Raw genomic sequence first — 19,930 nt, forward strand, 5'->3', positions numbered from 1 at the left:
CCTGCTAAGTCTACTCCATATTCCTCAGCCGCAGACGCAACGCCTGGAGTTTGATGAATCCTTCGGCGTCGTGTTGGTCGTAGGCTCCGGCGTCGTCTTCGAAGGTGACTACGCGTTCGCGGTAGAGCGAGTTTGGCGAGCGGCGGCCGGTGACGATGGTGTTGCCTTTGTAGAGCTTTAGGCGGACGTCGCCGGTGACGGTCTCTTGAGTTTGGTCGATCATCGAGCGGAGTATCTCGAACTCCGGGGCGAACCAGAAGCCGTAGTAGACAGACTCGGAAAATTTTGTCCCGAGGCTGTCGCGGAGACGCATCACCTCGCGGTCCATCGTTATTGATTCGAGCGCCCGGTGGGCTGCCATCAAGATGGTCACGCCCGGAGTTTCATAAACACCCCGCGATTTCATTCCAACAAAACGGTTCTCGACCAGATCGACGCGGCCAATGCCGTGCTCGCCGCCGAGGTGATTGAGCTTTGTAAGCAGATCCACCGCTCCGTATTTTTCGCCGTCTATCGCCACCGGCTCGCCTTTTTCAAACGTAAGCGTAATCTCTTGCGGTTTGTCGGCGGCGTTTTCGGGCGACTTGGTCAATAGAAAAATGTCCTCCGGCGGAGCGGCCCATGGGTCTTCGAGTATTCCGCCCTCGTAGCTGATGTGCATCAGATTTCGGTCCATCGAATAGGGCTTCTCGGCCGAGGCTGTTACGGGAATTCCGTGCTTTTCGCAATAGGCCATAAGGTCCGCACGGCCCTTGAAGTCCCAATGCCGCCAGGGGGCTATGACCTTGATATCGGGCTGAAGCGCGTAATAAGTCAGCTCAAACCGCACCTGATCATTGCCCTTGCCGGTCGCGCCGTGGGCGACGGCGTCGGCTCCTTCCTTTTGGGCGATCTCGATCTGCCGCTTGGCGATAACGGGCCGGGCGAGCGACGTCCCAAGCAGGTAAACGCCCTCATAAAGTGCGTTTGCCTTGACCGCCGTCCAGACGAAATCCTTGACGAATTCCTCGCGAAGATCCTCGACGTAAAGCTTCGACGCACCGGTCGCGATGGCTTTTTCCTCGAGGCCATCAAGCTCCTCGCCCTGCCCAACATCGGCGCAATAGCAGATGACCTCGCAGCCGTAGGTTTCCTTTATCCAAAGCAGCATCGCCGAGGTATCAAGCCCGCCCGAATAGGCAAGCACAACTTTATTGATTTTCTCTCTCATTACTTTTGGTTCGGGTAAAGCTCTAAGCTATTAGCTCTTAGCCGTAAGCTCGTTTCCGCAAAACACGATCAACGCACTACAATCATTTTTACACACACGGAAATATGAGCAAATCTGAAAATCTCTGGGGCGGGCGGTTTACTGAAAAGCCGCACGAGGTCTTTACCGAGTTCAACGATTCGTTTCGGTTCGACCGTCGGCTTTTTGCGGCTGATGTACGCGGGAGCATTGCACATACTCTCGGACTTGAGCGTGCGGGGGTGATCTCGCGGGAAGATGCAGATGCGATCGTCGGCGGATTGACGCAGCTAGCGACCGATGCCACGCTCCACGCGGATTATTTTGAGCGCTCGGGCGCTGAAGATGTTCACTCTTTCATCGAGGCAAAGCTCGTCGAAGCGATTGGCGATACAGGCCGCAAGCTCCACACCGGCCGCAGCCGCAACGACCAGGTCGCGACCGCTTTTCGGCTTTGGCTTCGCGAGGAGGCGGATGAGATCGACGTGCTTGCCCGCGACCTGCAGGCGGCATTGGTTGATATTGCCGAAGGGTTTCATGAGGCCGTGATCCCGGGCTATACGCATCTGCAGCGGGCACAGCCCGTGCTTTTTGCCCATTGGTGCCTGGCCTATTTCGAGATGCTTCGCCGCGACCGCGAACGGCTGGCCGATGTGCGGACGAGAATAAATGTTCTGTCGCTGGGCTCGGCTGCACTTGCTGGCAGTTCATTCCCGATCGACCGCGAGGCAATTGCCGCCGAACTCGGATTTGATTCCGTTTCGGCAAACAGCCTTGACGCAGTCTCCGACCGCGATTTTGCAATCGAGTTCGTTGGCGCCGCCGCACTCCTGATGGCGCATCTCTCGCGGCTCGCCGAGGACATGATCATTTACTGCACGAGCGAGTTCGGCTTCCTGCGGCTCGGTGACAACGTCTCATCGGGCTCGAGCCTGATGCCGCAGAAGAAAAACCCGGACGCGCTTGAGCTTATCCGCGGAAAGGCAGCGCGCGTTTTCGGCCACCATGCCGCATTGCTCTCGCTGATAAAGGGGCTGCCGCTTGCCTATAACAAGGACATGCAGGAGGACAAGGAGGCGGTCTTTGATACGGTCGATACGGTCAAGATGACTCTCCGCGTCGCGGCGATCGTCGTTGAAAACACCGTCGTTGATGAAGAACGCGGCCGTGACGCTGCAACCTCCGGATATCTGAATGCAACCGAGCTTGCCGATCATCTGGTAAAAGCCGGGATGCCCTTTCGGACTGCTCATGAGGCGGTCGGCCGGCTCGTTTTACTTGGGCTGAAAGAGAAGCGCGAATTGAATGAGCTTCGCCTGGATGAAATGCGTTCGGTCGTGCCGCAGCTTGATGAAAGCGTTTTTGAAAAGCTGACGCTTGAGAGCACGCTCGCGAGCAAGTCCGCTGCGGGCGGCACGTCGCCGACTCGGGTCGCCGAGGCATTGGCAGCGGCGAGGGAATATTTGAATGGATAAGGCCGAACTGATAAAACGCACTGCTGAGAATGAGCTGATGCAGTTTCTCGGCGTCAAGATCGTCTCGGCGGAGCCCGACCGGGTCGTCATGACGATGGAGGTCACGCCGCGGGTGCATCAATACGTCGGGATAATGAACGGCGGGGTCTCTCTTTACCTCGCGGAAACGGCTGCATCGATCGGCGTTGTCGGAAACGCGGACCTGACGAAAGTTACGCCCGTTGGCATTGAGATAAACGGCAACCATCTCCGAGCCGTAAGCAAGGGCGAGTTGACCATCGAGGCAAAGCCTATATTTCCGGGGCGGACGATGAGCATCTGGCAGATCGACATCACCAACGAAAAAGGCAAGCACATTTTCACCGGCCGCTGCTCGGTTTTGCTGCAGAAGCGTCCGGCATTTCCCGAATAGCCGAAATGGACCGATTCCCGAGAGAGTTCGTGACCGAATGGCGAAAGCTCGAGCTGCCCTTCAAGGGCGATCGGGCTGTCGTTGCCGTTTCGGGCGGGGCGGATTCGGTCTCGCTCCTGCTTGTGCTCAGCGAGCTCGCGCGGCGGCGGAAGATCACCAACGAGCTAATCGTTGCTCACTTTGACCATGGCCTCCGCGGTGAAGAGAGCCTCGCGGATGCAGAGTTCGTCCGCGAACTTGCCGGTTCGTTAGGATACGAATTTGAGCTCGGCCGCGGGCGGATCGCGAAGAAAGGGAATCTCGAACAGAATGCCCGGCTTGCCCGCTACACATTTCTTGCGAAAACAGCTGAACGGCACAAGGCCTTTGCCGTTCTGACTGCGCACACGCTTAATGACCAAGCCGAGACTTTCTTGTTGAACCTCATCCGCGGAAGCGGGCCCGAGGGCCTGGCGGCGATGCGGCCGATTCGCCCGCTCGAGGGCACCGAGGCGAGGCTTATCCGGCCGATGCTCCACTGGGCGAAACGCGAAGAAACGGAGGAGTTTTGCCTCGCACGCGGAGTTAATTTCAGGACCGATACGATGAACCGCGACCCGCGCTTTACGCGAGTTCGGATCAGGACCGAACTGCTGCCGCTTTTGAAGACCTTTAACCCGAAGATCGTCGAACAACTCGCCCGGACGGCGGGGCTAATGCCGACCCCAGAAAGCGAATCCGCAAACGCCGCGGCGGGCGAAAACGTTGTTTTGGAGCTCAAGCTCGCATTGCTTCGCAAAATGGACAAACCCGGATTGCGGAACACGCTCCGGCAATGGATAAAGGCAAACCGCGGAAGCTTGAGAGGAATAACGCATCGGCATGTCGAGGGCGTTGAGCGGCTTGTTAGAAGTGAAAAAAGCGGAAAAACTGCGGAGCTTCCTACGGGAACGGTTGTCCGCAAGGGCTCCGGCAAGCTCTTCTATGAGCCGAAATAGGTTGAAAAAAGGGCAGTGCGCGCCTACAATCATAGGTTGGCTTGTGATGTTGGCCTGTCGCTTCGATGACAACGGGGCGACAGGCTGTTACATCTAAGCCATATTAAAGATGATCCGGGCTTTTTGGGCAGGATCAGGAGGCTGTAAATTGAATTCAAAGGCAAGACAAGTTTTTCTGTGGTTGATGATCATTTCCAGTGCTTTGCTGTTTGTTTGGTACCTTCAGGGCCAACAAACAAAGCCGGCACAGGAACTCTCTTTTGATGCTGCCCTGACGCAGATCAGGAACAAGGACATCAAAGAGGTGACGATGAAGTCCGATACGCTTGAGCTCGTCAATATGGCGGACGAAAAGCTGAGCGCAAAGCTCGATGCGAGCGATGCGACCCGCGACCAGATCTACGCGGCGGTCGCCGGTACGGATACGAAGGTCAACCTCGAGCAATCCTCGAGCGGCATCGGCTGGCTGCTTTTGATCAATCTGCTTCCGTTCCTTCTTCTCGTCGGTTTTCTCGCATTTACCCTGCGGCAAATGCAGGCGGGCGGTAACAAGGCCCTGAGCTTTGGTAAGTCAAAGGCAAAGCTACTCAACAATCAACAGAAGCGTGTTACGTTTAAGGACGTCGCCGGTGTTGAAGAGGCGAAGGAAGAGCTCCAGGAGATCATCGAATTTCTAAAGGACCCGCAAAAGTTTCAGAAGCTCGGCGGCAAGATCCCGAAGGGCGTCCTGATGGTCGGCCCTCCCGGAACCGGTAAGACTTTGCTCGCTAAGGCGATCGCCGGCGAGGCCAATGTTCCTTTCTTTTCGATCTCGGGTTCCGATTTCGTCGAAATGTTTGTCGGCGTTGGAGCAAGCCGCGTTCGCGACCTCTTTGAACAGGGTAAGAAGAATGCACCGTGCATCATCTTCATTGATGAGATCGACGCTGTTGGACGTCATCGCGGAGCAGGCCTCGGCGGCGGCCACGATGAACGCGAACAGACGCTCAATCAGCTTCTGGTCGAAATGGATGGCTTTGAATCGAACGATGGTGTCATTCTCGTTGCCTCGACCAACCGGCCTGATGTGCTCGACCCGGCCCTCTTAAGGCCCGGCCGTTTTGACCGCCGCGTTGTTGTTGGCCGGCCGGACGTTCGCGGCCGCGAGGGCATTCTCAAGGTACACACGCGGAAGATACCGCTCGATGAAGGCGTGGACATCAATGTTATCGCCCGCGGAACGCCCGGATTTACCGGTGCCGACCTTGCCAATATCGTAAACGAAGCGGCGCTCAATGCCGCCCGGTTCAACAAGAAGGTCGTCGGGATGAGCGACTTCGAGATCGCCAAGGACAAGGTGATCATGGGTGCCGAACGCAAGAGTATGGTGCTCTCGGATGCCGAGAAGCGGCTGACGGCTTTTCATGAAGCCGGGCATACGCTCGTCGGCCTCAAGGTGCCTTCGGCCGATCCGGTCCATAAGGTAACGATCATTCCGCGCGGAATGGCCCTTGGTGTGACCCAACAGCTTCCGGAAGCTGACCGCCACAGCTATACCCGCGAATACATGATGAGCCAGATCGCGATCCTGATGGGCGGACGGCTTGCCGAAGAGATCTACTTCGGAGCGGACCAAGTAACAACGGGGGCCTCTAACGATATCGAGCGGGCGACCGAGCTTGCCCGGGCAATGGTTTGCGAATATGGAATGTCCGATCTTGGGCCGCTGACCTTCGGTAAGAAGGAAGAGCAGATCTTCCTCGGCCGCGAGATCAACCAGCACCGCGATTACTCTGAGGACACGGCGATCAAGATCGACCAAGAGGTCAAGAAGCTTGTCACTCAGCAGTACGATTATGCTCGCACGATAATTGTCGATAACGCCGACGCGATGGTGCGGCTCTCCGAGGCATTGCTTGAACTCGAAACGCTCGACAGCGTACAGATAAGACGCGTCGTTGCAGGGCTTCCGCTCGAAGGCACAGAACCGGCACCGTCAACCAATGACGACAACGGTTCGCCTGAGGTCGAGGAAAAGGCCGAGCGATTCAAAAAGCCGATCCTGCCGCCGATAACGCCGGCAACGGCATGAGACGTGAAAAAGTGAAAAAGTAGAAAAAGGGGGAAAGTGATAGTGCTTTTCCCCTTTTTCGTGTCTTTTTGCTAGTCCAATCGAAATGCACTGGAAAATCGCACGCAGAACGCTCTCGCTTGAGCGGCCGTTGGTGATGGCGATACTGAATGTGACGCCGGATAGCTTTTCCGACGGCGGCCGATTCGCTTTGCTCGATGACGCGCTTCGGCGGGTTGAAGAGATAGTTGCGGAAGGTGCTGACATCATCGACATCGGCGGCGAATCGACGCGGCCGGGCAGCCAAAGGGTCTCAGCGGAAGACGAATGCGAGCGTGTAATTCCGGTGATCGCGGCGATCGCAAAGCGCTTTGACGTACCGGTCTCGATCGATACTAGCAAGGCCCAGGTCGCACGGGCTGCGACAGAAGCGGGTGCAGAGATCATCAATGACATCGCCGGGTTGCGATGGGATGCCGAGATCGCTGCCGTCGCAGCGGCGAGCGGAGCGGGCCTTGTGCTGATGCACTCTCGCGGCGAGTTTGAGACGATGCACAGCGAGCCGCCGGTTGCGGACGTTATCGAAGAGGTCGCTGCAGGCTTGCGCCGTTCGATAGCTGCGGCAAATGAACGCGGTGTCATGAACGAACAGATCGTGCTCGATATCGGCATCGGCTTTGGCAAGACTCCGCGGCAGAACTTAGAATTGCTCGCCAAACTTGATAAACTGTCGTCCTCGCTTCCGGGTTTTCCGCTGCTTGTCGGCGCTTCGCGAAAGTCTTTCATCGCAAAGACGCTCGGCGATATGCCGCCCGAAGCGCGGCTTCCGGCAAGCCTTGCCGCCGCTGCGGTCGCGGTGATGAACGGTGCTCAGATCATTAGGGCACATGACGTCCGCGAAACCGTTCAAGCGGTCCGGCTCGCGGCAGCAATATTGGAGCAACGATGAAGTTTTTACGCCTCGCAGCAATTGTCTCGCTCGCCTTCACGGCCGCAGGTTTCACCGATTGCTATAAGCCGGTGACGAACTCCGGATTGCCAAACCACATAAAGACGGTGGCAGTTCCGGCATTTCAGGCCGAGGCGAAGGGGCTACGCTATCGGGTCGAATCGAGGTTTACTGAGGCCGTCAGCCGCGAGATAATCCGCCGCGGCAATGGGCTAAAGGTGCAGGGCACGCTGCAGGGGGCTGATGCCGTTATCGAAGGCACGATCCGCGATTTCACGTTCACCGGCGTTCTTCTCGACCGCGCGGGCCGTGCCCGAGTTTATGAGGTGACGATCGTTTCGGCGGTCACCATTCGCGACCTGAAGGAAGAGAAGATCATCTACGACAACCAGAACTTCGTGTTTCGTGATTCTTTTGAGTTTTCGGAAGACCCGCGGTCGTTTTTCAACGAAGAAGACCCGGCGGTTGAACGCATCGCCCGAGCCTTTGCCGAGTCGGCCGTTTCGGCTTTCGTCAACGGCATCGGAGTTCGCGAAGAGAAGAAGTAGCCGACAAATCAGATGCCAGAGCTCTCAAAGGAACAACTTCGCAACCACATCAAGACCGGCAGCTTCGCTCCGGTCTATTTGCTTTTCGGCAATGAGGCATATCTCCGCGATATTGCCGCGAAGACGATCGCCGACCGGGCATTTGGCGAGGGCGAGCTTCGCGAATTCAATGACGACCGCTTCAGCCTCACTGACCCTGACGACATCGTTCGGGCTCTCGCCGCTGCCGAGCAACTTCCGATGATGGCGGCCCGGCGCGTGATACGCGTTTCGGACGTGCGGGTTGCGGCGACGGGTAACCGCGACACGCTGAAAGAAGACGCTCTTCCTCGGCTCGAGAAATACCTTGCAGATCCGTCCCCGAGCACGCTTCTGATCCTGATCGCCGATGAGCTTAACGGCAACCGCAAAGCGACGAAGCTGCTCAAGCAGTATGCTGCGACGATCGAGTTTGCTCAGCTTGCCGGCCGCGAGCTTGAGGAATGGGTCCGGCGACAGTTTCGCGAGCTCGGTGCCGAAGCGGACGACGCTGCCATTCGGTTCCTGATCGCGACTGCGGGTTCGGAACTACGGCGGCTTTCCAACGAGGTGAAGAAGCTCGCGGCGTCCGCTATGCCCGAGGGCCGCGTAACGGTCGATATGATCGAGGCGGTCGTGCCGCATTCGCGGGAACTTTCGAACTTCGACCTGACCGATAACCTGATCGCCGGCCGCAAAGACAAGGCGATCAAGATCCTCAGAAAACTCCTCGACGATGAAGCCGAACCGCTTATGCTGCTCGGGCTGATCGCCTCGCGTTACCGAAGTTTGCTTGTTGCAAAAGAACTGATGGACCGCGGCGTTGACCGCGGCACTGTCGCAAGGCGGGCGAAGATCTTCGGACCCGCCGCGGATGAGGTTTTTGCTGCCGCTCGGCGGACCGACCGTGCCCGGCTCGCCACCTCCATAAACAAAATGGCCGCCGCGGACCTTGCCATTAAGACGTCGGTCGGCGGCGGTGGAAAGGCCGGCTCACAAATGCAGATCGAAATGCTGGTCTGCGAGCTTGCCGAATTGTAATACTAAAAAAGGGTTGTAGGGGCAGCATTTCGGCTGACCTTGGGGAACGTCACCTGGGAAAGGAGGACGGACCGGGACAAGCCCTGCCCCTACAAACTTGTGCGGGCCGCTGGGAGGCTGGCGGCCACAGAATTGTTAGATCGGCTGATTGCCGAGAGCTTCGCTGAAGTAGTGATAGAGGTCGTTGTAGTCGACCAACGCCCGATTGAGGATAAGCGGCAATTGCTTGATGTCGCGCGTGTTTATGATGAGATTCAAGTTGCGCAGGAAGGCTTCGTGGGCGTTCATTGTCGTGCCGGCGTCCTCGAGCGAGATGAGGTACAGCTTGCGGCGTTCGGACGAGTACATAGCGTTTGCCTTTTGCTGAATGATCGCGGCACCACCAAGCTCAGCGGCAAAATCCGGCGAGAAAATCATCACACCCGTCTTACCCTCGCGAAGCCTTTCATTGGCTTGGGCCGGCGTCTCGGCGATATAGACCTTATAACCCGCTCCGGTCAGGACGGAAGCCACTTCATCACGCTTTTCACCGAGGCAGAGAAGGACGCGTCGGGCCTTTTTGCCGACCTCGTCGTCCTTATCGAGCGCCGTGCCGCCGTGCTTAAGTGCCGAAAGCAGCGACCGCAGGGCCTGATTTATTTCCTGCTCGGATTCTTTTTCCTCAAACTCGGCAGGGCTATTGGCGGCGGGCGGAGCAGGCTTGCTCGCCTCAAGTTGGCTTGCCGCCGAAGCGGCTGCAGCCGAGTCCTTATTCGCCCGGAGCATATTCGAGCACCGCGGGCAGCGAACGGTGAAGATCGTAGTCGGGATCTTCGTTTCGTCCACCTGAAGTGAAACTGAGCAATTGTCGCAGCGGATGATCATAACTTTAGTGAGTGAAGCAAAGTGCTTTCATGTCGGCTATCGGGCGGCTTATTCGAGCATATCGAGGACCGAGGCGGCTGGGGGAGCTGCCGTCGGCGGCGGAGCGATCGGGTCAACTGCCGGCATCTTGGCACTCGTCGAGCCGTTGAGACCGCCGTTGTTGCTTGATTGCGAGAGGTAGTCCTCGGTCGAGGAAAGCCCCTTGAGCTGGAGAAGTAGATTGTTTTGGTTGGTGGCATATGAGATGCCGTCCTCGAGCGTGATGATCTTGTCCTCGATCATCTTGCGAATGACCGAATCGAAGTCCTGCATTCCGTCTATTTCGCCATCGCGGATGGCATCGAGAAGTGTTTTGCCTTCGCTCTCACCTTTCTCAATATACTCACGCGTTCGCGGGTTTGATCTCATCACCTCGACCGCGGCGATTCGGCCCTTGCCGTCGGCTCGCGGGATCAACCGCTGTGAAACAATGTAGCGGAAGGTCTGTGCCAGGCGTGTGCGGATGACGCGCTCTTCGTTCTTCGGATAAAGGCCGATGATGCGATCGATGGTCTTCGAGGCATCGATGGTGTGCAGGGTCGAGAGCACAAGGTGGCCCGTTTCTGCTGCTTCAAGGGCGATCTCGGTCGTTTCAAGGTCGCGCATCTCGCCGACGAGGATGACCTTTGGGGCCTGTCGGAGTGCGGCACGAAGTGCAGAGGCAAAATCCTTCGTGTCGTGGCCGACCTCGCGTTGGTTGATGGTCGATTTCTTGTGGTTGTGAAGGAACTCGATCGGGTCTTCGATCGTGACGATGTGATAGCTCTTCGTCTCGTTTATCTGGTCGATGATTGCGGCGAGGGTCGAGCTCTTTCCCGAACCGGTCGGGCCGGTCAGGAGGACAACGCCATTGCGAAGTTCGCAGATCTCCGAAAGCTGCGGCGGCAGATTGAGCTGCTCAAAGCTCGGGATGTCGTGCGGGATGACACGCATCACGATCGAATACGAGTTCCGCTGTTGGAAAATGTTGACGCGAAAACGGCACTTGCCGGGCAGGGCGTAGCTCAGGTCAGCCGTTCGAAATCGGGCAAGATTAGCGGCCGCTTCCGGGTTGTCGCGAAGAAGGGCAAGAGCGATCTGCTCGGTCTGAAAGGCGGAGAGCCGTCCGAGGCCCATCGGCGTAGCGGAATAAAGCGTGCCGTTTATCTCGATCTGCGGCTTTTGTCCGCATGAGAAATTAAGGTCGCTTACATTCTCGGAAACGAGCAGCATCTGCTCGATAATGGGTGCTATATCCAGCAAACTCATTTGAAGGGGTTACTCCTGAAGAGATCCGGGAAGAAAAGGGGGATAAGCCGGGAAGATCGTGCGGGTCAATATCGGGACCGCGAAACGCCATAAACATTATTACCCGATTACGGGCCACGGTGCAAGCATTATTTAATGATGTTGTACATTATTTTACATACAACGTTCCCGAAACATCGATAGCAGCGGTTAGCGATGAGAAATTTCGGACGATATTTTCCCCAACGGCGACCGCAGAACTGATAACGGCGGCCGAATCGGCTCCCGCACGGATGACGTCCGCGATATTGCTCACATTTATGCCGCCGATAGCGACGAGCGGGATGTTTGGCAGGGCTTTTCTGATCTCCGTGAGTTGAGCGAGACCGACGACAGGTTCGGTGTCGGTTTTCGTAGCCGTCGGGAAGATCGGGCCAAAAGCGATGTAATCGATGGGTTCCTCGGCAGCGGCAATAGCCTCAGCCAGGCTGTGGGTCGAAAAACCGATAATGGCATCATCGCCGAGCAGACGTCGGGCAGCGGCGGGCGGAAGATCTGTCTGGCCGAGATGGACGCCGTCCGCTCCGGTCATTAGGGCGATATCGACTCGATCGTTTATCAGAAGCGTGATACCGACCTCGCGAGCGGCGGCAACGGCCTCGCACGCTTCTAAGTAGAACTCGCGGGCAGCAAGCGATTTCTCGCGGAGCTGGATGAGTGTTGCCCCTGCATCGGCCAATCGCCGCACCTGTTCGGCATGGGAAAGGCCGGAAAGCTCCCGGTCTGTGACGGGATAAATACGCGGCAATTTGAGGCTTCGATTCATCGGAGTTCAGACCAGCGATTTGGTCATCAGGTAGCCGTCCTCGCCGTTATTGTAATACTTTTTAAGTAACTGGACGCTAGCGTAGCCGCGGCGTTTGTAGAATTCGTGGGCGACGAGATTGCTGACGCGGACCTCAAGTACAACGGTCGAAATGCCCTTTGCCTGAAGTGCCGCTTCCAAATGGGCAAGGAGGCGAGAGGCGAGGTCGCGGCGGCGATGCTCCGGGGCGACGCCGATGGTGGTTATGTGTGCCGCACCGTCGGGGTTCATCATCGCAAAGATAAAACCCGTCATCTCTCCCGCAGGTGTTACGGCTCGATAGCTGAGCGTTTCGGGATTCTCGAGTAGGTAAGTGAATGTATGGCGGCTGTAATTTTCGCCGCGGGCAAAGCACCGGAGATTGAGCTTTGCGACCTCGCGAAGCTGCTCGGTGGTCAGCGGCTTTATCTCGTAAGTCGTCAGCGGCGCAGGCAAAACCACTGCCCGCCGCGGTGCGGACGGGATGAAAAGGTCACGAATAGATTGAAGAACCGCCATACCCGAAAACACTAGATGATCAGCATACAATCGCCGTAACTATAGAATCGATAGCCCGCCGAAACCGCATGCCGATAAGCCTCCATTATAAGTTCGTGCCCGCCGAATGCGGAAACGAGCACGAGGAGCGAACTCTTCGGTAAATGGAAATTCGTCAAAAGTCCGTCAATGGCTTTAAATTCGTGGCCGGGAAGTATCGTCAGCCGGGCCTCGCCGCTCTCGGGGCGAAACTCGCCAAACTCGGCAATCATATTCTCAAGCGTGCGGGTCGTGGTCGTCCCGACGGCGATGATCCGCCGGCCTTCGCTTTTAGCGGCGGCGAGCATTTGGGCCGCTTTCTCACCTACCTCATAATGTTCCGGCAAGACAGCATGGTCCGAAAGGTCCTCGCTTCGGACGGGCTCGAACGTACCGTAGCCAACGTGGAGCGTGACCTCACAGGTGAGGACGCCTGCGGCCCGAAGCCGATCGAGCACTTCGTCAGTGAAATGAAGCCCGGCGGTCGGTGCGGCGATCGCACCACGCTTCTCGGCATAGACAGTCTGGTACCGCTCTCGGTCTTCATCGGGCGAGGCAAGGCCACGTTTGATGTAGGGCGGGAGCGGAGTCCGCCCGACGCGGTCAAAATGTTCAAATAGATCGCCTTCGCCGATGAAACGGACCGTCACAATTCCGCCCTCGCCGCGAGCGACAAACTCGGCCGAGAGCCGCTCATCAAAAATGATCCGCCTGCCCGGTTTGAGCCGCCGTGCAGGCCGGGCAAGCGCCCGCCACTCTCCATTATCAAGGCTGCTTTCGAGCAATAACTCGACCGCCGCACCGCTTTCGGTTCTGCCTATCAGCCGAGCCGGGAAGACACGGGTGTTGTTTACGACCAGCAGATCGCCGGGCCGCAAGAACTCCGGCAACCTTTCAAACATGGCGTCATCATAAGATACGGCAGAACGGTGAACGAGCATCATCCGCGATGCCGAACGCACCACTGCCGGCCGCTCTGCGATCTGTTGATCGGGCAATAGGAAGTCGTAGTCCGAGAGATTCTTCATCGAAAAATCAATTGTATTGAAATTCGTTATGAAATATAATCTGAGGCGCAGTAACTACTAATCTCACCCGCCGGACGTATTGGCAAAAGGGTGTTTGAGCCGTGGGCGAAAGCCCGGACTTCGACCTCGCTAGCTGTAGATGGATCCGGATAGCGGAACGAACTTAGGGGGAACCTATGATGAAACGAAACTTGGTATCAATTTTTATGATCGGCTTGGTCGCCGTTCTCTTTACGGTCTTTTCGGCCGCCGATGCGAATGCCCAGGGACGGTATGTCGGGCAGTATTCAAAGGCAAGGGTCAATCAGATCATTCGTTCAATGGAAGATGCGGCAGACGAATTTCGCCGTGATTTCCGCAACGCGCTGGACCGTAGCAACCTTAACAACACGCAGAAGCGAACCTATCGACGACAGGTCGATAACTTTGAAAATGCGACGGACCGCCTGCGAAGCGACTTCGACAGGAACAACGATTGGTGGCAGAGCCGAAATCAGGTACAGAGAATGATTTCCGATGCTCAACCGCTGAACAATACGATGCGGGTCATTGCATTCCGCCGCAACATTGAGCGGCAGTGGAATCGGCTTCGTAACGAGGTCAACACCGTGGCCGATACCTACGACCTGCCCGGCATCGCCGGCGGCGGTTGGACCGGTGGCGGCGGCTGGGGCGGCGGTGGCGGCGGTGGCTGGGGCAGCGGCCAGACCGTTACTCCGCCGAACTGGGCACAAGGCACCTTCTACGGATCGGCTCCGACCGGAGAACAGATAACGCTTACGATCAACCCGAACGGCAGCGTTTCGGCGAACATCGGCGGTGGAATGTCCTATGGACGCTATACCAGCGGCAATTATCTGAACATCAATGGTGCGGTCGCACGCGTTACCCGCCAGGGCAACGGAATCCTGACCCAGCGAAACGACACGGGCGAGCGCATCGCATACACCCGTACGGGCGGCGGCGGTTGGGGCGGCGGCAACCAGGCGACTCCGCCTTCATGGGCACGCGGCACCTTCTACGGAACCGGCCCGGGCGGTGAGCGGATAACGCTTTCTATCCAAAACAACGGCTCGATCACGGCCAACATCGGTGGCGGTATCTCGTACGGTTACTGGATGAACGGCAATATGATCAATATCGATGGTGCTGTTGCTTCAGTAGCGAGGCTCCGCAACGGCGGCATCAGCACCCGCCGCAACGACACAGGCGAGGTCATCAACTATCGCCGATAACGGATAGTTGAAAGCAAATAAAAAGAGCGGCGTCCGGTTCGGGCGTCGCTCTTTTTTTGATTCTGGTGCCGGAGGTCGGACTCGAACCGACATGGGATTGCTCCCGCCAGATTTTGAGTCTGGTGCGTATACCAATTTCGCCACTCCGGCAGTGGAAACCTTAAATATACGTGCCGCCCTCGATGGGGTCAAGCAATGCGGGCGGCTTACTTTGCAGCACCGGGAATGAGCTTTCGGCGGGCCTCGACAACAAGCCCGGAACGTTTCGATGTGATGCTTACGGTCCGCGTCCCGGTGCGTTCGGCAAAGGGAACTCGCGGTGTGTAGGTGAGCAAATAGCTTGAACCGATGGTCTGGCCGATGAGCCGGGCCTTTTCGACCATCTCATCGAGCGTATCGGGAATAATGATCGTTCCATTGGTATCTTCGGCAAGCGTTAGCAGGTCGTCCTCGGCAGTCTCGAGCTCTTTCTTCCGTTCGCGCATCAGGCGTAGATGCTTGCGGTCAACGATGATGGTCGGGCCGATCTTCGGAGCCTGTGCAACATCGCGGGCACCGGGCGGAAGCTGGGCCGCGATCTCGTCGGGCAGAGCCTTTGGCGGCGGCGAGTTAGAAATGCCGCTCGCTCGCGGTGCGATATCCATCGTCTCCATACGCGTATAGCTGATAATGTGGACGCTGATGTCTGTGCCGAGGAGTTTCCGCATCGTTTCTCGGATCTTGTCGCTGCGGGCAAAGCTATCGGTGCCGTCGGTTATCAGCACGAGGTGCCGATTTTCGATGCCTTCCTGCATCATGAATTCGCGGGCAAGGTCGAGCGCCTTGGTAAAGGACGAACGTCGGCCGAACTTGGCGCGATTTACAGCGACAAGGCTCTCTCCTTTAATGTCCGTCCATTCCGAGACGATCTCCGCCTTATCGGCGTATTGCATTACGGCAACCTGATCCTCGGGCCGGAGCGAGGCGATAACGGCCGCGGCAGTCTTGCGGGTCTGGTCGAGCGTTTTTACCGCCCGCAGTTCACCGCCGGTGTCTAAAACTATAAGCACATAGGCCGGAAGCCGGCGGACGCTCGTCGCCTGATGCAGTAGGTCGTTTTCAAGTATGACAAGATCTTCGGCCTTCACGTCCGGGACAAAGCGGCCGCCCTCATCGCGGGCGAGAAAGCTGACCTTCACCTCTTCGGTAACGATCCGCACCGGCTCTTCTTCAGGCGTGGGCGTCGGCTTCACGCGGCCACTCTGCGCAAAGCCAGCGGCGTTGAGAAACAAAATTACCGCCACGAACGCTATCGACCTGAAGAAACCGTTGACCATAGTGGATGAGATGCCGGGACAAGGCTAAACTTTGCACCTCGGGTTCAGAGCCGCGGATTACGCTTTACGAACTCGATGAGTCGCCCAACATACTCGGCAAAGCCCGGGCAACGTACGCCATGGGGAGCGAGAAGCTCCTCGGCCGCCGCCGTGTCGTACTCCTGCGTAACGAAAAAATAGGGCACGCCCGCATGCGGCAGGCCGGTCAAGGCAGGTGTCGTAGGCAGGTATAAGCTCCATTCGCTCAGTGATTTAGGCGGTGTCCAAATGGACGCCTTTCCGGTCAGCGAACGGGCGATCGCATCAAAGAGCCCGGCGGTCGTCAGCGGACGCGGGTCGGCAAGAGCAACCGTGCGCCCAACTGCAGCCTCGTCATAACAAAGAGCTGCGATGCTCTCAACTACGAAATCGACCGGGACCAGATTGAGCGTGACCTCATTATTCCCGACGTTGATCAGCCGCAGCAGCGACGGCGCCCGAAGCACATACTTGATCAGGTAATAGATCCCGTCGTATTTCACGGTCTCGCCGGTTTCCGAATCGCCGACGACGACCGATGGCCGAAAGACCGTCACCGGTAGGTCAGCTTTCAGCCGCTCGACCTCCATCTCGGCGAGGTACTTCGTCTCTTCGTAAGAATTGCGGAAACCGGCGTCGTGCTCAAGCTCGGCCTCGAGGATCCTGCCTTCGCGTTTGCCAGAAACGTAGCAGGTCGAGACGTAGTTGTAACGCCGCAGGTTCGCCAAGCTACGGCAGAGCTCATTGACATTCCGCGTGCCCTCGACGTTTACCGCAAACGCCGGTTCGCGTTCGACCGCAAGATCGTAGATCGCGGCAAGGTGGTGAACATCTGTCGTCTCGCGGCGGACGACGGCGAGGTCGTCGGTCGACATACCGAGGCCGGGCTTGGTTATGTCGCCTTCGATCAATGCGAAATTCTCGGGCGGGACGGCCATATCGGCGGCGATCCGCTCAGCAAGGCGAGCGGCCGTCTCGACAAAATGTGGCTCAACTAACAGAAAAAACTGGACATCAGGCCGTGCAAGAGCCGCGACCAAGCGGCCTGCGATGAAGCCGGGAAAGCCGGTAATAAAAATTGTCCGCGAAAAAGCCATCGATCTCGGTTCGGAAAGTTTTCCACATGTGGAAAACGTATGGTAAATTTGCCTTATAGCCGATGAACACACCGGAACCAGCAAATAACGGCCACGCGTCGGAGTCAGAACTCTTCTCGCCCGTTTGGTCGGTCATCTCGTTTGACCGCATCGAGGGCTCGGGCCTTACCTACGCCGCGGCGGCTGAACTGCTCGAGCGCCTTGACCGGGAAGGCGTCGCGGGCCTATGTGTCGTCACCGACGATGTCGGAAGCCGGCTCGCCGCAACTTCAAAAGCTTAGTATAACCTTACCGATGGTCTTGTTCGATTCGACCCGCTCGTGCGCCTCGCGAACCGCCTCCGCAGGGAAGACCGCATCGATGATCGGCATGAACTCGCGGACAAGCCCCGGAACCACGTCGCGGGCAAACGCGGCAACGGCCTCGCCTTTATCCTCAGTGCTTCGTGAGCGGAGGACCGTGCCCTTGATCGTCAGTCGCTTTGCAAGAGCGATGCCCATATCAAACTCGGCACGTCGGCCGGCGGTCAGCCCGACAAGCATCATCCGCCCTTTGACCGCAAGGCTCTTAAGATTTTCGGGAAAGTAAGCACCGCCGACAAGGTCGAGCACGACATCGACTCCGCGGCCGCCGGTCATTTCCATTACACGTTCGGCAAAAAAGGGCCCGGAATCGGTGACAATTGCCTGGTCGAAAACTGCCGCGAGCTCATCAAGCTTTTCGGCTGTTCGTGAAGTCGCAATGACGGCTACCCCTCGGCTCTTCGCCATCTGGCAAGCGGCGATGCCGACGCCCGATGCCGCCGCGTGGATCAGAACACTTTCGCCCTCACGAAGTCCGGCTTGCGAGATGAGTGCGTCATGTGCCGTGACATAAGCCTCGGGAACTGCGGCCGCCACTTCCGTCGAAATGCCCTCTGGCACCTCAGCGGCAAGACGCTCATCGACGACGACGAACTCCGCCTGTGCCTCGCCCGATGTGATGCCGAAAACAGGGTCGCCAACATTGAAACGCGAGACGCCCTCTCCGATCTCCACGACCTCACCGCAAAACTCAAGCCCCGGCCGATGCGGGTCGTAACCCTCGGGGCCGGGATAAAGCCCTCGTCGCTGAAGAATGTCAGCGCGATTAACTCCGGCATGCGAGACGCGAACCTTGATCGTCCCGGGCCGAACGTCGGGCTCGGGCACCTCGCGGATCTCCAGAAACTCCGGCCCGCCAAATTCGCTGATGTAAACCGCCCGCATTTTTACTTCCTAAGCATCGTTACGACATCGTTATCCTTGAGCGCATTGCCGGTCGCCCGCTGAAGATCGGCGAGAGCCTTGTTCAGCTCGGTCTGGGCGCGTAGCTCGGCGCTTCGGGCGTTCGTCAATGCTGTTTGGCGTTCGAGCACATTGTAAATGTCCGATTGGCCGGCATCGAGCTTTCGCTGTTCCGATTCATATTGCCGAACGGAATTTTCGCGTGAGATGGCGGCCGAGCGAAGCCGTGCCTCGGCGGTTCGGACCGCCTGCAACGCATTTCGAACCTCGACCTGAATGAGTTGCTCGACCTGCTCACGCTGTGCCGAGATCCGTTCGCCTTCGACCAACGAGCGGCCATATTGTGCACGCGCGGTCCGGTCACCGAAGAGAGGCAGGTTGATCGTTACGCCGACGCGATAGGTCGGGTAGCGATTGGTGAAGATGTCTGAATACGCCGAGCCCGAGCTGCCGAGCGAGCCGAGCAGCGACTCGAGCTGTGCACGCTGCTGCGCTTGGCGGGCGAGACAGGCATCATAGCCGGGGTCGTTCGGGTCGCAAGGAACATCGAACGGGCTGCTGAAATTCGGGTTTTGAGTTCCGCCGATGCCGCTCGATGTATAACCGGCAACGAGGTCGATCTGGGGCCGGCTCTGGTCGCGATAGTAGCGCCGGTCGATCTCGTTGATCGCCTTTTGGACGTTATTGAGCTCTAGTTCGGGCCGGTTCTCCATCGCAGCTGTTATCGCGTCGTTGAGCGTGGTTCCGGGGACGCGAAGTTCGACCGAGTCCGTCGGGACTATTGCCTCGTTCCAGACGGCGTTGTAGCGATTCGGCGAGATCAGATTCTTGAGCCCATTCTCGGCCTGCGTAACTATATTGAGAGCATCGTAAACGGCCTGTTCAAAGTTTGCGACCTGCGTTTCGGCCGCGACGATGTCGATCGGCGCAAGCTGGCCTTCCTCGACCAGGCGGCGATTGTGCTCAAGCTGGTCCTTCGCATCGCGAACGGCATCACGTTGGACCTGCAGGTTCCTGAGCGCAAAGGTCAGATCCCAATAAGCACGCTGGACGTTCGTAATTATCTCGATCGACCGCTGCCGAAACTGGGCATCGCTGAGAGAGAGGTTCCGCTTTGCGATCTCGATCGTCCGCCGCGGCTGGTCCATTGCCCTCCCGCGGAGCAGCGGCTGCGTAAGCGTAATGCCAAAGTTCGCATTGGCTTGGGGGCTCAAGATCGAGATCGGGTTGTTGGTCGTCACACGCTGGTTATTGAACGTCGCGGCAAAGATCGTCCCGTAGTTTGGCAGCGGAATGCGGACGTCGGCATTCCCAACCAATGCACCCTGCGTTGTCTCGCGGTTGTTGCTAAAAATGCTGACGTTTGGCGTTGTCGCCCGCTCGTAAAATGTCTGCGCAATAAAACGCGGTTCGTAAAAACCGCGGGCCGCCTTGAGGTCAAACTCGGCGATCTGCACATTCTTTCGCGTGACCTCAATGTCACGGTTGTTCTCAAGCGCAAGTGCTATCGCCTCGCGGACCGACATCGGCCGCTGCGAGGTCATCTCGACACCGACACGCCCGAGGTCGGGGAGGTCGCGGCTATCGGATTCAAAACCCGGAGCGATCGGCGGAACAGTATTGATCTTATCCGGAGCAACGCCTTGCTTGTCGGTGGCAAAAGGCGTCGGCGAAGGCGTAGGGTCCTGACCATACGCCGAGCCGAAGGCCGCCGCAAAAGTAAATATGATCGCAGGTATAAAGCGAGATCTCATATCGAATC

General features: G+C 57.8%; 19 protein-coding genes and 1 tRNA gene. 9 read left to right on the plus strand and 11 right to left on the minus strand.

Translation table 11 applies throughout. The annotated features are described in order from the left end of the window. Positions 1–10: 10 nt before the first annotated feature. Positions 11–1,210: an argininosuccinate synthase gene (locus IPM21_06500; GenBank protein MBK9163558.1), complete on the minus strand. Its 1,200-nt coding sequence runs from the start codon at positions 1,208–1,210 to the stop codon at positions 11–13. 104 nt (positions 1,211–1,314) lie between these two features. Here IPM21_06500 and argH point away from each other — a divergent pair, with 104 nt between their 5' ends. The 7 genes from argH (at position 1,315) to holA (ending at position 8,698) form a co-directional block, all read left to right on the plus strand. Continuing rightward, the gene (gene argH, locus IPM21_06505; protein ID MBK9163559.1) at positions 1,315–2,703 is read left to right on the plus strand and encodes an argininosuccinate lyase; all 1,389 of its coding nucleotides are present in this window, start codon (positions 1,315–1,317) and stop codon (positions 2,701–2,703) included. Further along, positions 2,696–3,115, plus strand: a complete 420-nt coding sequence (locus IPM21_06510; GenBank protein MBK9163560.1) for a PaaI family thioesterase — start codon at positions 2,696–2,698, stop codon at positions 3,113–3,115. The genes argH and IPM21_06510 overlap by 8 nt, the downstream gene beginning before the upstream one ends. A gap of 5 nt (positions 3,116–3,120) precedes the next feature. Further along, positions 3,121–4,092: a tRNA lysidine(34) synthetase TilS gene (gene tilS / locus IPM21_06515; GenBank protein ID MBK9163561.1), complete on the plus strand. Its 972-nt coding sequence runs from the start codon at positions 3,121–3,123 to the stop codon at positions 4,090–4,092. 184 nt (positions 4,093–4,276) lie between these two features. After that, positions 4,277–6,163: an ATP-dependent zinc metalloprotease FtsH gene (gene ftsH / locus IPM21_06520; protein MBK9163562.1), complete on the plus strand. Its 1,887-nt coding sequence runs from the start codon at positions 4,277–4,279 to the stop codon at positions 6,161–6,163. An 85-nt stretch (positions 6,164–6,248) separates the two neighbouring features. Continuing rightward, positions 6,249–7,091 carry a dihydropteroate synthase gene (gene folP / locus IPM21_06525; GenBank protein MBK9163563.1) on the plus strand — a complete coding sequence of 281 codons (843 nt, stop codon included), beginning with the start codon at positions 6,249–6,251 and terminating at the stop codon, positions 7,089–7,091. Further along, positions 7,088–7,639 carry an LptE family protein gene (locus tag IPM21_06530; GenBank protein ID MBK9163564.1) on the plus strand — a complete coding sequence of 184 codons (552 nt, stop codon included), beginning with the start codon at positions 7,088–7,090 and terminating at the stop codon, positions 7,637–7,639. Before folP ends, IPM21_06530 begins: the two co-directional genes overlap by 4 nt. Before the next feature lie 12 nt (positions 7,640–7,651). Next, positions 7,652–8,698: a DNA polymerase III subunit delta gene (gene holA / locus IPM21_06535; GenBank protein MBK9163565.1), complete on the plus strand. Its 1,047-nt coding sequence runs from the start codon at positions 7,652–7,654 to the stop codon at positions 8,696–8,698. Between the two features lie 135 nt (positions 8,699–8,833). On the opposite strand, the gene IPM21_06540 is transcribed toward holA, so the two are convergent. The 5 genes from IPM21_06540 to queA form a co-directional block, all read right to left on the minus strand. Further along, the gene (locus IPM21_06540) at positions 8,834–9,562 is read right to left on the minus strand and encodes a zinc-ribbon domain-containing protein (protein MBK9163566.1); all 729 of its coding nucleotides are present in this window, start codon (positions 9,560–9,562) and stop codon (positions 8,834–8,836) included. A 48-nt stretch (positions 9,563–9,610) separates the two neighbouring features. Further along, positions 9,611–10,849 carry a PilT/PilU family type 4a pilus ATPase gene (locus IPM21_06545; protein MBK9163567.1) on the minus strand — a complete coding sequence of 413 codons (1,239 nt, stop codon included), beginning with the start codon at positions 10,847–10,849 and terminating at the stop codon, positions 9,611–9,613. 148 nt (positions 10,850–10,997) lie between these two features. After that, positions 10,998–11,654 carry a thiamine phosphate synthase gene (thiE, locus tag IPM21_06550; GenBank protein ID MBK9163568.1) on the minus strand — a complete coding sequence of 219 codons (657 nt, stop codon included), beginning with the start codon at positions 11,652–11,654 and terminating at the stop codon, positions 10,998–11,000. 6 nt (positions 11,655–11,660) lie between these two features. Continuing rightward, the gene (rimI, locus tag IPM21_06555) at positions 11,661–12,191 is read right to left on the minus strand and encodes a ribosomal protein S18-alanine N-acetyltransferase (GenBank protein MBK9163569.1); all 531 of its coding nucleotides are present in this window, start codon (positions 12,189–12,191) and stop codon (positions 11,661–11,663) included. 11 nt (positions 12,192–12,202) lie between these two features. Continuing rightward, a complete protein-coding gene (queA, locus tag IPM21_06560; protein ID MBK9163570.1) occupies positions 12,203–13,237 on the minus strand; it encodes a tRNA preQ1(34) S-adenosylmethionine ribosyltransferase-isomerase QueA in 1,035 nt (344 codons plus the stop codon). 206 nt (positions 13,238–13,443) lie between these two features. Here queA and IPM21_06565 point away from each other — a divergent pair, with 206 nt between their 5' ends. Beyond that, positions 13,444–14,472: a hypothetical protein gene (locus IPM21_06565; GenBank protein ID MBK9163571.1), complete on the plus strand. Its 1,029-nt coding sequence runs from the start codon at positions 13,444–13,446 to the stop codon at positions 14,470–14,472. A 63-nt stretch (positions 14,473–14,535) separates the two neighbouring features. Here the strand turns inward: IPM21_06565 and IPM21_06570 are convergent. The 3 genes from IPM21_06570 to IPM21_06580 all read right to left on the minus strand — a co-directional run bounded on the left by IPM21_06570 (position 14,536) and on the right by IPM21_06580 (position 16,903). Beyond that, positions 14,536–14,622 (minus strand) — tRNA-Leu (locus IPM21_06570). Between the two features lie 56 nt (positions 14,623–14,678). Beyond that, the gene (locus IPM21_06575) at positions 14,679–15,788 is read right to left on the minus strand and encodes a VWA domain-containing protein (protein ID MBK9163572.1); all 1,110 of its coding nucleotides are present in this window, start codon (positions 15,786–15,788) and stop codon (positions 14,679–14,681) included. Between the two features lie 44 nt (positions 15,789–15,832). Then, positions 15,833–16,903 carry an SDR family oxidoreductase gene (locus tag IPM21_06580; protein MBK9163573.1) on the minus strand — a complete coding sequence of 357 codons (1,071 nt, stop codon included), beginning with the start codon at positions 16,901–16,903 and terminating at the stop codon, positions 15,833–15,835. Between the two features lie 62 nt (positions 16,904–16,965). Between IPM21_06580 and IPM21_06585 the strand changes: the two genes are divergently transcribed. Further along, positions 16,966–17,184: a hypothetical protein gene (locus IPM21_06585; protein ID MBK9163574.1), complete on the plus strand. Its 219-nt coding sequence runs from the start codon at positions 16,966–16,968 to the stop codon at positions 17,182–17,184. On the opposite strand, the gene IPM21_06590 is transcribed toward IPM21_06585, so the two are convergent. Both IPM21_06590 and IPM21_06595 read right to left on the minus strand, forming a co-directional pair. Next, positions 17,173–18,150 (minus strand): NAD(P)H-quinone oxidoreductase, encoded by a 978-nt coding sequence (locus IPM21_06590; protein ID MBK9163575.1) that lies wholly within the window; start codon positions 18,148–18,150, stop codon positions 17,173–17,175. The genes IPM21_06585 and IPM21_06590 overlap by 12 nt on opposite strands. Positions 18,151–18,152: 2 nt before the next feature. Continuing rightward, positions 18,153–19,922, minus strand: coding sequence for a TolC family protein (locus IPM21_06595; protein MBK9163576.1), 1,770 nt, complete (start codon positions 19,920–19,922; stop codon positions 18,153–18,155). Positions 19,923–19,930 lie beyond the last annotated feature (8 nt).

The sequence above is a fragment of the Acidobacteriota bacterium genome (genome assembly GCA_016716435.1).
Classification (GTDB): domain Bacteria; phylum Acidobacteriota; class Blastocatellia; order Pyrinomonadales; family Pyrinomonadaceae; genus OLB17.

Bases quoted from the DNA above. Each gene is read 5' to 3' on its own strand.
- IPM21_06575 (MBK9163572.1), bottom strand. From the start codon at position 15,788: ATGGTCAACGGTTTCTTCAGGTCGATAGCGTTCGTGGCGGTAATTTTG.
- argH (MBK9163559.1), top strand. From the start codon at position 1,315: ATGAGCAAATCTGAAAATCTCTGGGGCGGGCGGTTTACTGAAAAGCCG.
- tilS (MBK9163561.1), top strand. From the start codon at position 3,121: ATGGACCGATTCCCGAGAGAGTTCGTGACCGAATGGCGAAAGCTCGAG.
- IPM21_06580 (MBK9163573.1), bottom strand. From the start codon at position 16,903: ATGGCTTTTTCGCGGACAATTTTTATTACCGGCTTTCCCGGCTTCATC.
- IPM21_06530 (MBK9163564.1), top strand. From the start codon at position 7,088: ATGAAGTTTTTACGCCTCGCAGCAATTGTCTCGCTCGCCTTCACGGCC.
- IPM21_06585 (MBK9163574.1), top strand. From the start codon at position 16,966: ATGAACACACCGGAACCAGCAAATAACGGCCACGCGTCGGAGTCAGAA.
- IPM21_06510 (MBK9163560.1), top strand. From the start codon at position 2,696: ATGGATAAGGCCGAACTGATAAAACGCACTGCTGAGAATGAGCTGATG.
- IPM21_06545 (MBK9163567.1), bottom strand. From the start codon at position 10,849: ATGAGTTTGCTGGATATAGCACCCATTATCGAGCAGATGCTGCTCGTT.
- ftsH (MBK9163562.1), top strand. From the start codon at position 4,277: ATGATCATTTCCAGTGCTTTGCTGTTTGTTTGGTACCTTCAGGGCCAA.
- IPM21_06595 (MBK9163576.1), bottom strand. From the start codon at position 19,922: ATGAGATCTCGCTTTATACCTGCGATCATATTTACTTTTGCGGCGGCC.
- IPM21_06565 (MBK9163571.1), top strand. From the start codon at position 13,444: ATGATCGGCTTGGTCGCCGTTCTCTTTACGGTCTTTTCGGCCGCCGAT.
- rimI (MBK9163569.1), bottom strand. From the start codon at position 12,191: ATGGCGGTTCTTCAATCTATTCGTGACCTTTTCATCCCGTCCGCACCG.
- IPM21_06500 (MBK9163558.1), bottom strand. From the start codon at position 1,210: ATGAGAGAGAAAATCAATAAAGTTGTGCTTGCCTATTCGGGCGGGCTT.
- folP (MBK9163563.1), top strand. From the start codon at position 6,249: ATGCACTGGAAAATCGCACGCAGAACGCTCTCGCTTGAGCGGCCGTTG.
- queA (MBK9163570.1), bottom strand. From the start codon at position 13,237: ATGAAGAATCTCTCGGACTACGACTTCCTATTGCCCGATCAACAGATC.
- holA (MBK9163565.1), top strand. From the start codon at position 7,652: ATGCCAGAGCTCTCAAAGGAACAACTTCGCAACCACATCAAGACCGGC.
- IPM21_06590 (MBK9163575.1), bottom strand. From the start codon at position 18,150: ATGCGGGCGGTTTACATCAGCGAATTTGGCGGGCCGGAGTTTCTGGAG.
- IPM21_06540 (MBK9163566.1), bottom strand. From the start codon at position 9,562: ATGATCATCCGCTGCGACAATTGCTCAGTTTCACTTCAGGTGGACGAA.
- thiE (MBK9163568.1), bottom strand. From the start codon at position 11,654: ATGAATCGAAGCCTCAAATTGCCGCGTATTTATCCCGTCACAGACCGG.